We start from the raw sequence: 11,526 nt of genomic DNA, 5'->3' as shown, positions 1-11,526 counted from the left end.
TGGGCATCATAGTCCGAAGGCGCCCGATTGCCAACCTGGGGTGTCCTTGTCCAAAACGGTCGGGATCGGTATCGTCACCAGGAACCCGACGCCCATTCGCCGCGCATGCCGAGGAGGGAGAGCATGAGTCGCTGGAAGCGTGGATCGGGGGTCTTGATGGCGGGTTGCCTGGTGGTCCTGGCCACCGGTTGCAGCATGCGCCATCCGACCTTCCTGTCCGAGACCGAACTCGCCCGGGCCGAGACCGATTCGCTGGGCCTGGACGCATTCCTGGAATTGCCGCCCGATCAGCAGACGGCGCGCGCCGAGCGAGCCGAGGGGGCGCTCAACCCGCTGATCGCCTCGGAGGCCATGCATCGGGCCGTGGTGCGGCAGCGCGAGAATCCCCTGACCTACGTCTCCTACCTGAACTACAACACGATTCCGGCGCTGGGCGACGTCATCGACCATCTCGATGCCGCCCTGAGCCTGGACCCCACCCGGGCCGACCTCTGGTTCGACCGCGGCTACCTGCTGGACATCGTGGGCGACGAGCGGCGCGCACGCGAGAGCCTGCAGACCGCCTGGTCCGTCTGCGTCCGGATTCCGGAGCGGATCGAGGTGCCTGCCCGCCTGCGCCGGAACATCGCGGTGCTGGCCGCCTGGATCGAGCGCGACGCCGGCTGGTGGGACAGCGGCCTGGCCTGGCTCGACCGCGCCCGGCCGGACATCGGCGCTTCCGATTCCGAGGCGATCCTGGTCCGGGGCCTGCTCCTGGCGGGCCGGGGCGACCTCGAGCTGGCCATGGATCTGTCCTACGGCCTGCCGCCGCTGATGCTGCCCGTGGTGGGCTACAGTCCCGGAACCGGGTTCATGGGCCTGAAGAAGGAACCCACCGACCTCTTGAAGCGCTGGCTCCAGGCCGAGGTCTGGATGCGTCGCGGCGAGGTCGACCTGGCCTGGCACGTCCTCGGCGAGATCCCCTACTTCCGCAAGGTGGTGCCCATGCCCGAGCGGTTCTGGCAGGATCTGGGACTCTATGCCGAACTCGCGGGCGAACGCCGGGCCAATTACTACTACGCCCTGGCCTACATCCGGCGGCCCTATCGCCAGAACACCATCCCCATTCCGTTGAGCTGCGACCCGGTGATCCGGGGATTGCCGGACCGGGAGGTCAATTTCTACCGGCTGGAGAGCGGTGCCTATCATGGCGGTTCGCTCTTCGCTCACGCCGCCTCGGCGGCCATGATGGCACTGGAGCGGCCACAGCAGCAGAGTGCCGAGCAACGGTACCTGCGTGCCCACGATGCGCTGGATGTCTGCATCCGGCGGGGTATCCACGTCGGCGAGGCCCTGGCGCTGCGCGGTCAATTGCGGTTTTCCCGGGGCTACTACGTGCTGGCGGAGATGGATCTGGCGGCCGCCCGGGTCCGGTTCGCCCAGCTGGGCGAGGTCGAGCCCTGGACCAGCTACCTCCTGGGGCTGGTGGCCATGGGCCGCGAACGGCCGGACGAGGCCATCTCCTTGCTGACCGAGGCCCTGGGCGAGGACCGGACGCTGGCCGGCGCCTGGAATGCGCTGGGCGTGGCCTGGCTGCAGGTGGGGCAGCGGCATCAGGCCCAGCTGGCTTTCGATCGCGCGCTCGAGCAGGACGACACCAGCATGCAGACCTGGTTCAACCGCGGTCTGCTGCGCTGCCAGACCGGCGACCTCGACGGCGGCCTGTCCGACTTCAAGCAGGCCGCGTTGCTGGATCCGAGCAGCGAGCGTCTCGGTCGGGTGATCCAGCTGGCCACCGTGGCGCGTCGCGAAGGTAAATCGTTCCTGCCCGGCACCGATGCGCTGGGGGTGTGGCATCCCGCGCCCATGGACGTGCACGCTCACGAGGACGGCGCCTTCTCGCCGCAGGCGCCGCCGGCCGGCCAGCTCTGGTGGCGGCATCTGGAGAGGTTCCTCGCCGAGAGCCTGGAGGAATCCGGCGCCAACGTCAGGGCCGAGGGGTTCGACGCGTATCAACTGGCGCTCCTGGAGCGCGACTACAACGCGCAGCCGACCCCCGAGCGGCGCAAGCTCCTGGCCTACGGCTTCGCCTGGCTCGAACTGCCCGAGCAGGCGCAGGCGGTGCTGGCGCCGCACTGGGGTCGGGATCTCGACCAGGACGAGATGCTGCTCCTCCTCTGGCTCGATCAGCACCTGGGCGAGTCGCAGCGGTTAGCCGAGCTGTCGCGCGAATTCAGCGCCGGGTTCGAGCAGGAGGTGGCGGGTTTCGAGTGGACGCTCCTGGCCATGGAACAGCTGGGCGAGCGCTGGGGCTTCGGCGGCATCAAGGATCACGGCGCCCGGTACGATGTCCAGCGGCAGGGAACCAGTTACGGAGGTCGCTGGAACCAGTGGCTCGGCGTGCAGAGCTACCGCATCTTCACCAGGACCGGTTCGCTGAACGGCGAGTATCTGGTGCATCCGCGCGGCCGCACGTACAACATGGGCTCGCATATCTCCGGGACGATCGGAGGAGCGGGCAAGTGAGGAACGGGCTCGCGGTCGGCGTCAAGGTACGGGCCGGGACCCGGAATCCCGGCCCCTTGATCAGCTCGCCGGTGTGCTGGCCAGGCTGTCGACTGGCGCGTCAGCCACGGTCCAGGCGGTGCGGAAGGCCAGCTTCACCAGCTCCTCGTACAACTCGTCGTTGAGCGTGTCGGGCGTGTCGCCCGGGGCGTGGAGGTGGTCATAGCCGCTGGTCGTGACCCAGTAGAGCGTGCGGATGCCGGCCTCCCAGAACGGCGTGGCGTCGGCGCCGCCACCGCCCCAGGTGGCCTCCACCATGAGCCCGGCAGCCTCGGCGTCGAGGCGGCGTGCCAGCTCCCAGAGTTCGGGTGAAGCCTCGCCGCCGCCGACCCGGATCGAATCGCCGCAGGCCACGCAGTCCAGGTTGAACATGGCGGTGGTGCGCTCGGGGGCGAACACGGGGTTGGCGGCGTGGTGACGCGCACCGACCAGGCCCGATTCCTCGCCGGCGAACAATACGAAGACCACGCTGCGGCGAGGTGCCCGCCCGGCCTGGACGAAGGCCTCGGCCAGGCTCAGGACCGCGGCCGAACCGCTGGCGTTGTCGTTGGCGCCGGGGAAGTAGAGCTGGTCGCTCTGGCGGCCGACGTGGTCGAGATGGGCGCCGATGACCAGAGCCTCGTCCTTGAGCAGCGGATCGCTGCCGGGCAGGACGGCCACCACGTTGCAGGTCTCGCGAGCGGGATCGTAGTCGGCGCTCACGGCAAGTGCCGCGTGGCTGGCCAGGATCTGCGATCGCGGTGCCTGGAGCGAATCGATTTGCGCGTGCAACCGCCGGGCTTCGCCCTCGGCGCCGAGCAGCAGGTCGGCCAGATGCTCGGTGATCTCCAGGTGGGGCATGGCGGCCAGGTGTTCGCCGGGGCCGTGCAGGACGCTGCCGATGGGGCCGCGGTGCGGGGCCCAGTCGCCCTCGCGGGGCAGGTCGAACCAGAGGAGGCCCAGGGCGCCGTGGTCCCGGGCGGTGCGGGCCTTGGCCCGCGGCGTGCTGCTGGCCCAGTCCCAGCCCAGGGAGTCGGGGGCCCAGCCGGGGTTACGCTTGAAGACCAGGGCCACCTTGCCGGTGGCGTCGAGATCGGCGTAGTCGTCGTAACCGCGGTCGGGGTCGCTCAGCCCGTAGCCTGCGAAGACCACGGGAGCGCTCACGTCGCCGCTGCCGGTGAAGCCGCGGCAGACGAAGTCCGGGCCCAGGACGGCGTGATGCACGATGCCATCGGCGGTGGTCAAGCTGAGGCTGGGCGTGTCCAAGATGGCGTTGTACTCGATGGTCAGCCGCTGGAGATAGCCCTCGTCGTTGCCGGGGTCTAGGCCGAGCCGGTCGAAACGGCGGGCGGCCCAGCGGGCGGCCGCCTCGTAGCCGGGAGAACCGGAGAGTCGGCCGGAGAAGTCGGGGCTGGCCAGGGTGGCCACGTCGTCGAGCAGGCGCTGGGCCCTGATGACGGTGAGCCCCCGCGCCACCGGGTCGGCGGGCGTCTCGTTGCAGGCGACGAGCAGGACGGACAGCAGGCAAAGCAGAACGAGGACAGCGAGGTGGCGCAAGGCGGGCCTCCGCGGATCGGCGAGGATGATGGGCGGCCGCTCCGGACGACCAACCGCCCGCGCGGGATCTACTTCCAGTGCTCGGAGATGAACTCGTCCACCTCGGGAATGCCACCCTGCATGACCAGGTAGCCGTTGTGCGGTTCGCGTTCGGTGATCTCCCCGCAGATCGGGGTCAGCATGAGCCGCTGGACCTCGTCGCGATCCTGCGACTGCCCCAGGGCCCAGCCCAGCTTCACGTAGGCCGCCTCGGGGGTCATGTTGGCCGCCGGCACCACGCCCAGGCCCATGATCTCGCGTCCGGTCTCGTAGACGTACATCTGGACGTAGCCCCAGAGCGTCTGCACGGTCATGTAGACGTGGACGCCGGCCGCGCGGGCGCGGTCGAGGGCGGGGTAGAGCGGCTTGTTGACGTGGCCGAGGCCGGTGCCCGCGATGACGATGCCGCGGTAGCCGTTGTCCACCAGCGAGTCGATGATGTCGGGCTTCATGGCGGGATAGTAGTAGACCAGCGAGACGCGGTCGTCGAAGCAGGCCTTCAGGGTGACCTTGTTGTCGTCGCGCCGGCGGTTGTAGTCCTCGCGGAACGGCTTGACGCCCGACCCGTCCACCCGTGCCATGGGGATGTCGCTGAGGGTGCGGAAGGTCGAACGGTACGACGAGTGCATCTTGCGCACGCGCGTGCCGCGATGCAGCAGGCCGTACTCATCGCTGGTGGGCCCGAACATGCAGACCATGACCTCGGCGATGTCGCTGGTGGCGGCGGTCCGGGTCGCGTTGATCAGGTTGATGGCGGCGTCCGAGCTGGGGCGGTCGCTGGACCGCTGGCTGCCCACCATGACCACCGGCACCGGCAGATCCTGGAGCATGAAGGTCAACGCGGCGGCGGTGTGGTGCATGGTGTCGGTGCCGTGGCCGACCACGATGCCGGCCACTCCCTTGTCGATCTCCCTGGCGATGGCCTCGGCGGTGCCGATCCACTGCTCGGGACCCATGTTCTCGGAGAAGACCCCGTAGAGCTTGTCGGTCTCCAGGTTGCAGACGTCGGCCAGCTCGGGCACCGAGCCGTACAGCTCGCCGGGGCTGAAGGCGGGGATCACCGCGCCGGTCCGGTAGTCGAGGCGGCTGGCGATGGTGCCGCCGGTGCCCAGGAGCTTGACGCGCGGCTTGACCGGGTCGTAGGGGAAGGCCTTCTCGGGGATCTTGTAGTTGGCCACCTTGCGGCCGTGCACGCTGATCTTCTGCACCGTGTCGGCGCGGACGCCGATGTTGTAACCGGTATCCAGCTTGAGCACGATGTGCTCGGCGTCGGCGGTCTCCGAGCGGGGCAGGATCAGTCCCGAGAAATCGCCGCGATCGGTGTGCAGCGTGACCTGGCTCCAGACCTTGGCCTCCTCGCGCTCGAGGACTTCCAGGGTGGGGGTGCGGTAGCCGGGGAAATCGTTCTGGTTGGTCACGCCAGTGCCTCCTTGACCCAGGTGCGAACCGTCCGTCCGGGGATGCGTCCGCGCAATCCGGGCATCACGTGTCCCATGACGAAGTCTTCGCCCTGGCGACCCGTACGCGGGCCGGCGGGCACGGTCTCCAGCGCGGTCTCGAAGAGCTGGCGGGCCTCGGATTCGGCGAGCAGCGTCAACGGCTCGTCCTCGGCGTGCCAGACGCCCTCGGGAATGACCTCGCCGCTGTCCAGGCGTCCGCCCAGGGTGCGCCACCAGTCGCCGGCGACCGGGATGCTGGGGGGGCGGGGGCAGGAACGGTCGAGCAGCAGGCTGGCCAGGCTGTTGGCCGGCACGGCGCCATTCATGGCGCCGTGGAGCTCGAGGAACAGCATGTACGCCGGATGGCGACCGAGCCGTTCGGCGAGGTCGGCGCCCACGCCCAGTTCCACGAGATGCGCCTGCCGTTCCCACGGCCGCTCTGGCAGCGTGGCGAAGATCCGCTCGAGGCGTTCGTCGCTGATCCCGATGGGCGGCAGGTCGGTGTCGGGGTACATGCGGTCGGCACCGGGCAGGATGCGCTCGAAGCCGTCGGTGCCGTCATCCAGCGCCTGGCGCGTCTCGCTGGGCACGCCCTCGGTGGCGTCCTGGGCGCGGATCACGATCTCGCGCGCGGCGGTCTCGGCATCGGACTGACGTCCCCAGACCACCAGCACCGGCACCGTGTCCTCGACTCCGCAGGCCTTGGTGATCTTGTCCCACTCGCCACCCGAGAAGGTGGGGGCGTCCTGGGTCGAGCAGGCCAGGTTGGGCAGATCGTCGATGCAGGCGATGACGCGGATGCGGTCGCTGAATTCCTTGAGGAACGTGGTCCGCGGCTGGGTGTGGGCGCCGATCAGGCCCTCGAATCCGGGCAGGGGTACGGCCATGACGGTGGCGCCCTTGTCCACGGCCTTGCGCACGTTCCGGAACTCGGTGCCGCGGACGCTGGGCGTGACGTCGACCAGCCGCTCGCTGATGTCCTGCTGGCGGATCTTGCGCCGCTGCAACTCGCGCTGGATCGCCACCAGGCTGGTCTGGCGCAACGCCTCGTTGTGCACCAGGCGCGGGATGTCGCGCAGGCTGGGCACGCCCTTGATCTCGACCCGTGTCCCGCCGGTCACCGACACGTTCACGTCCTGGCGTCCGGCGCCAGGTCCGGTGCGCACCAGTCCGGAGACCCGCGCCAGCCAGCGGATGATCTGGCCCACCTCCATGACCTCCCAGGGGGTCTTCATGTCGGGGTCGGTCACGGTCTCGATCAACGGCATGCCGAGGCGGTCGGTGCGGTAGGTGCGGAGGTGGCCGCGGTCGGTGACCTCGCGGCAGCTGTCCTCCTCGATGGAGATCTGGCGGATGCGGACGATGCGGTCCTTGTAGGGGATCTGGCCGTCGGTGCCCACGATGGCGGTGCGCTGGAAGCCCGTGGGGATGCTGCCGTCCAGATACTGTTTCCGGGTGATGTGCACCTCGCTGACGATGTTGCAGTCCAGGAGCCGGGCGATGGCGAAGCTGCGGTCGAGCGCCACGTCGTCGATCTCGAAGGGCGGCGCGTCGTCCATCTCGTAGGTGCAGACCGTGGCGTTGTTCAGGAGGTAGATGATCTCCTTGCGCGTCTTGAACTCCATGAGCGCGGTGCCGTCGTATTCGCCCATCTCCGAGAGGGTGGGCCGCATGTGGCGCAGGACCTCGGCATGGTGCTCGGTGCTGTAGAGGCCGGCAGGGCAGCGGCAGAATAGCTTGCGCCGGGTCAGGAGCTGCTGGTGCACCTCGAGGCCGGACATCAGCCCGAGGTCGGCGTAACCGGCGGCATCGAGCTCGCCGAACTGGGGCAAGGGGTTCAGCAACCAGGGCTCGGTCAGAGCGTTGCGAGGATTCATGAGCACCACCGGGGCTGGGGGAGAGCGAGGGGTGCCGGTGCGATGGCGCCCTGGGACGCGGGGCCGCACCGGAAGCCGCTCAAATATAGGATTCGGTTTGCTGGTTGCAAAATGTTGCGATCGGCGGTAGCCTGTTCAATTAATCACAGAACGAGTCGCATTTGTTGCGAAGATGTTAAGATAGAAACACTCTTGTATTAGCGGGAGGCGACCATGAAGCGGAGCGATCGCCAGTGCGATGTCCCCGAGGCGACCATCCAGCGCCTGCCCCTGTATCTCGAGAAATTGAAACTGCTCCAGGGGATCGGCGTGGAGGACGTATCCTCGCGGCAACTCGCCGAATCGCTCGATATCAAGGCGAGCCAGCTGCGCCACGATTTCCACTACTTCGGCGGCTTCAGCCGGCCCGGCCGGCCGTATCGGGTGGAGAAGCTGGTCAATGCGCTCGAGCAGATCATCGGCGTGGACACGCCGGTACCCACGGCCATCGTCGGTGCGGGACATCTGGGACAGGCACTGGCCAACTACGCCGGCCTGGAAGTCCAGGGCTTTCCCATCCGGGGCATCTTCGATGTCAATCCCAAGCTGCAGGGGCTGGAGATCCGGGGTCAGCCGATCCGCGACCTCGACGAGCTGGAGTCGGTCTGCCGGCGCGAAGGGATCAAGATCGGGGTGATCACCGTTCCTTCCAGCTGTGCGCAGGACGTGGCCAATCGTCTGGTGAGTGCGGGAGTCACGGGACTCTTCAACTTCGCTCCGACCGAGTTGAAGGTGCCCGACCACGTGTCGGTGCGCCACGAGCGGCTGACCGTGGGGATCATGGCCTTGAGCTTCAAGGTGAAGTGCGGCGAGCATGCCAGGGCTACCGAGGGCCAGGACGAGGCGGAATGACCCGTGCGCCGGCCCTGGTGCGCCGGTCCCATGGCTGCGGCGAGTCTCCTGGGGCGGCCGCTACGCCGAGGGCCTGGGCTAGTGCCCAGGCCCCTATCGCGGAATGGTGGCGGCTGTTTCAACGGTGGACCGGGTACGCCTCGCCGATGCGCTGCCGTTCCTGCGCCGCGTAGTCCAGGGCTTCCTGCCGGTTCTTGAACCACCCGATCCAGACCCTGTAGATGATCTCTCCCGTGGCGGTGTTCGCCGCCCGCACGTGGGCCTCGATGTCCTTGCTCGCGAGACGATCCACCAGGCCCTGGGCGTTGGCCTCGGTCTGGTAGGCCCCGATCTGGACGGCCCAGGCTCCCGAGGGGTGGGGCTTGATGGCCGGCTGAGCGGGTGTGGCGGTCTGCGACCTCGCGGGCGCCGGCCGCGAGGGAGGCGGGCTCGTGGTTTCAGACTTCTGTTCCACCGGCTGGACGACCTCGGGCTTCGGCTCGGGCTGACCGGCCTCGCCGGCAGCGCCCGCGGCAGGCTTCTCGGGCACCAGCGGCAGCTGCTGGTCATCGATCTCCACCGAACCGGAGCGTGGCGCCGGCACGATGCTGCTGTCGGCAGTCACCACGGTCAGCTGCTCTCCGATCCCGCTCGGGGGAGAGCCCCCGCGGGGCCAGAAGAGATAGGCGCCACCGGCCAGGATCACGATCAACGCCGCCAGCAGCGGTCGCGAGAAACGACCGCCCTGCTCGCGGGCGGCGAACCGGGCTCGGCCGCGACTGGCACCGCTTGCCTTGGCAGGCTTCGGCTGCTTCCTTTCGGGCATTCCAGGCCTCCTTGCTGCCCCCCATTATGAACAGGTGGGCCCGCGACGCAAGTGCCGGTTCTCAGGCGACAGTATCCTGCCAATTCCGGGAGAGCATCATGGCCAGTGCCCAACCTGTTTCGCAACATGCCGTGATCTTCGATCTCGACGGAACACTCGTGGATTCCGGTGCCGATATCGCGGCGGCGGCCAATGTCGCACGCGAGGCGGCCGGCCTGCCGCCCCTGGCCGCCGACGTGGCCCTCGGCTATGTCGGCGACGGGGTGCAGAAGCTGCTCGAACGGGTGCTCGCCCACGACGAGGCCAGCGGCGGGCCCTCGCGTCCGGCGCCGCCCGCCGTGGTCGACCGGGCCCTGGCCAGCTTCGCCAGCTACTACGCCGATCACCTGCTCGACCGCACCGTACCGTACCCTGGCATCATCGACCTGCTGGCCCGGCTCGAGGGTCGACCGCTCTTCGTGGCCACCAACAAGCCACGTTCCTTCACCCTGGCCATCCTGGCCGGCCTCGATCTGGCCGACCACTTCGTCCGGGTGGTCGCCGGCGATGATACGCCCGAGCGCAAACCAGCGCCGGCGCATCTGGCGGCCTGTCTGGAGGGAACGGGACTGTCGCTGGCCCAGGCCACCATGGTGGGGGACAGCCCCAACGATGTCCTGGCGGCCCGGGCCTCCGGCGTCCGCTCGGTGGCCGTGACCTGGGGCCTGGTGGCGCCTCCCCGGCTGGCCGCGGCGGACCCCGACGCCCTCGTGTCGGACGTCGACGGCCTGGCGCGCGAGCTCGGCCTCAAACCCTAGAGCCGGTCGCGCAGGGTGGTGAGCAGGCTGGTGACCCCGGCGACGGTGTAGGGATCTTCAGGTCTGGGCGCCTGGCCGGGTCGTTCGAAGTGGGGCCGCTCCTGATACTGGCGGCCCCATTCCATGTCGGTCTCCCGGACGAGGTCGGTCACCGCGGCGGGGACGGACAGCAGCTTGTCGAGCCAGCGGGCCATGGTCCTGGCCGGGTCGCCCAGGCCGGCTTCGAGCAGGTCGGGTTGCCCCGCGAGGTGGCGCAGGATCACGGTTCGCAGCGATCCGGGGCCATCTTGGAGGTGCTCCGAGAGCCAGTGCTCGATCTCGAGCAAGGCACGTTGGATCACCGGAGTGGGGCTGGCCCCCTTGAGGTGGCCACCACCGTCGCGGCCGGCCAGCGCGCCGGCGAGGGTGGCGCGTCGCTGACGTCGGATCTCTTCCTCGATCCGGCGGTCCTCATCATCATGGGTCATGGTGGATCCTCGGGAATCAGCGCACGCGACGGTGCGGTGCGGCGGCGGCCTCGAGGCCCTCGAGACAGCCCACGTCCAGGGCGCCGATACGGCCGCAATCGGAGGCGCGGCCCGAGGCGGGGGAGGTGCGCTGCAGGGTCAGGTCGAGGGTGGGAAAATCGCAGAAGCAGGGGTCGGCCACCAGCTCGTCCTCGTTGGGCTCGCCGGCGAGCAGGGGGCCGCCGAGGTTGTCGAAGTAGAGGTTGCACCCGCGTTCGGCATGTCGGTCCACGTCCAGTCCCGCCCCCTCCAGATCGCTGGCGAAGATGTTGTTCCTCACCACCACGACCTGGTCCCGGTCGGGGCTCTGGATCGAGACGGTGGCGCCGCCGAGCGAGGTGTTCTGGAAGAAGGTGCAGCCGACGAGCTGGGTCGCGGCCCCGGTGACCATCACGGCCCCGACCCGGTAGCCGAGGTTCTCGAGGAAGAGGCAGTCCTCCACGGCCAACGGGGCGCTGGAGGTCATGGATACCGCACCGCACTCGCCCTCGGTCGTGTTGGCGAAGAAGGTGCAATGGCGGAGGGTGGCTTCCGCGCCGTCGCGCACGCTCATGGCTCCGGCGTTGCCGAGAGCCCGATTGCGCTGGAAGTGGCAGCCGATGAACTCGACCCAGGTCCCCGGGTCGCTGGCCGCCACGGCGCCGCCATGCCGGCGGGCCAGGTTGTCGTGGAAGGTGCAGTTGATGACATCGACCACGGCGCCGCCGCTGACCAGCAGGGCGCTGCCATCGAGATCCCTGGCGTCCCGGAAGACGAGGTTCTCGAAGCGGCAGGTGACCGCGCCGACCACGTGCAGCAAGCGCTGCCGGTGCTCACCGGTGAGCACGGCGCCCTGCTCGGCATCGCGTCCGACGAGGCTCAGGTTCTTGTCGATGACCACGGTCTCGTCGTAGGTGCCGGGGCGCAGATGGATGATGCTGCCGGGAGGAGCGGCGGCCACGGCGCCCGCGAGGGTAGAGAACGACGCACCACCGTTCGGATCGACCACGAGGTCGGTGGGCGAAACAGCCAGGGCTGTTGCGTGCAGGCTGCACACGAGGGCGAGCATCCACACGCACACCAGCCGGGGCCGTCGGGTCACTGGTGTGCTCT

9 protein-coding genes are annotated in these 11,526 nt (G+C 69.0%); 3 read left to right on the top strand and 6 right to left on the bottom strand.

The features are described 5' to 3' along the window. Window positions 1–123: 123 nt before the first annotated feature. Window positions 124–2,505 (top strand): tetratricopeptide repeat protein, encoded by a 2,382-nt coding sequence (locus tag IFSED24_RS08720; RefSeq protein ID WP_491334831.1) that lies wholly within the window; start codon window positions 124–126, stop codon window positions 2,503–2,505. Window positions 2,506–2,565: 60 nt separating this feature from the next. On the opposite strand, the gene IFSED24_RS08715 is transcribed toward IFSED24_RS08720, so the two are convergent. The 3 genes from IFSED24_RS08715 to gatE all read right to left on the bottom strand — a co-directional run bounded on the left by IFSED24_RS08715 (window position 2,566) and on the right by gatE (window position 7,435). Further along, on the bottom strand, window positions 2,566–4,080 hold the full coding sequence (locus IFSED24_RS08715) for a M20/M25/M40 family metallo-hydrolase (protein ID WP_491334830.1): 1,515 nt from the start codon (window positions 4,078–4,080) through the stop codon (window positions 2,566–2,568). A 68-nt stretch (window positions 4,081–4,148) separates the two neighbouring features. Continuing rightward, window positions 4,149–5,537: a Glu-tRNA(Gln) amidotransferase subunit GatD gene (gatD, locus tag IFSED24_RS08710; RefSeq protein ID WP_491334829.1), complete on the bottom strand. Its 1,389-nt coding sequence runs from the start codon at window positions 5,535–5,537 to the stop codon at window positions 4,149–4,151. Further along, window positions 5,534–7,435: a Glu-tRNA(Gln) amidotransferase subunit GatE gene (gene gatE / locus IFSED24_RS08705; protein ID WP_491334828.1), complete on the bottom strand. Its 1,902-nt coding sequence runs from the start codon at window positions 7,433–7,435 to the stop codon at window positions 5,534–5,536. The genes gatD and gatE overlap by 4 nt, the downstream gene beginning before the upstream one ends. Window positions 7,436–7,648: 213 nt before the next feature. On the opposite strand from gatE, the gene IFSED24_RS08700 reads away from it, so the two are divergent. Continuing rightward, window positions 7,649–8,326: a redox-sensing transcriptional repressor Rex gene (locus IFSED24_RS08700; RefSeq protein WP_491334827.1), complete on the top strand. Its 678-nt coding sequence runs from the start codon at window positions 7,649–7,651 to the stop codon at window positions 8,324–8,326. A gap of 118 nt (window positions 8,327–8,444) precedes the next feature. Here the strand turns inward: IFSED24_RS08700 and IFSED24_RS08695 are convergent, their stop codons facing one another. After that, the gene (locus IFSED24_RS08695) at window positions 8,445–9,131 is read right to left on the bottom strand and encodes an SPOR domain-containing protein (RefSeq protein WP_491334826.1); all 687 of its coding nucleotides are present in this window, start codon (window positions 9,129–9,131) and stop codon (window positions 8,445–8,447) included. A 98-nt stretch (window positions 9,132–9,229) separates the two neighbouring features. Here IFSED24_RS08695 and IFSED24_RS08690 point away from each other — a divergent pair, with 98 nt between their 5' ends. After that, window positions 9,230–9,928: an HAD family hydrolase gene (locus IFSED24_RS08690; protein WP_491334825.1), complete on the top strand. Its 699-nt coding sequence runs from the start codon at window positions 9,230–9,232 to the stop codon at window positions 9,926–9,928. Here IFSED24_RS08690 and IFSED24_RS08685 read toward each other — a convergent pair. Continuing rightward, window positions 9,925–10,395, bottom strand: coding sequence for a hypothetical protein (locus IFSED24_RS08685; RefSeq protein ID WP_491334824.1), 471 nt, complete (start codon window positions 10,393–10,395; stop codon window positions 9,925–9,927). The genes IFSED24_RS08690 and IFSED24_RS08685 overlap by 4 nt on opposite strands. 16 nt (window positions 10,396–10,411) lie before the next feature. Beyond that, a complete protein-coding gene (locus IFSED24_RS08680; protein WP_491334823.1) occupies window positions 10,412–11,515 on the bottom strand; it encodes a right-handed parallel beta-helix repeat-containing protein in 1,104 nt (367 codons plus the stop codon). Window positions 11,516–11,526: the final 11 nt, after the last annotated feature.

Source organism: Candidatus Latescibacter sp. IFSED24 (genome assembly GCF_058273205.1).
This window is presented reverse-complemented; position numbering and strand designations above follow the sequence as displayed.